The organism is Psychrobacter sp. Rd 27.2 (assembly GCF_001921755.1).
GTDB lineage: Bacteria > Pseudomonadota > Gammaproteobacteria > Pseudomonadales > Moraxellaceae > Psychrobacter > Psychrobacter celer.
On record NZ_MRYB01000126.1, the window covers coordinates 1 to 361 of the forward strand.

General features: G+C 32.4%; 1 protein-coding gene. It reads left to right on the forward strand.

Features of this window, described 5'->3' with window-relative positions:
• The coding region (locus tag BTV99_RS13590; RefSeq protein WP_178377986.1) for a hypothetical protein at positions 1-226 on the forward strand (226 nt) is incomplete at its 5' end.
• Between the last annotated feature and the right edge of the window lie 135 nt (positions 227-361).

The following is a 361-nucleotide window of genomic DNA, read 5'->3' on the forward strand; positions in this document are numbered from 1 at the left end:
CTACCGAGATAAGGCATTTAAATCAATTAAGAGTTCTGGTGAAATTGACTACTATGGATTGTTTACTAAAGATGAGCTTATTGAGAAAGCTCAAGAATATAGTAAACTTTTAGATAAAATTGATCAGACAGATGTAAACCATGATAACGCGCTTGATTATATTAGCGGTTTAGATGAAGCTGCATTTTTAGTATCAGCTATCTACTGGGAATCAGGCGAATACTAATGGTCCTACTTTCTTATTATCTTGCAATGATTAAGTTATAGGATGCTATAAGTATCTACTGCACCATACGAAATTATTAGGGTACTATTTGGTTTATGTTTTCACTCTAACGACTTTGAATGAAATCAGAAATAG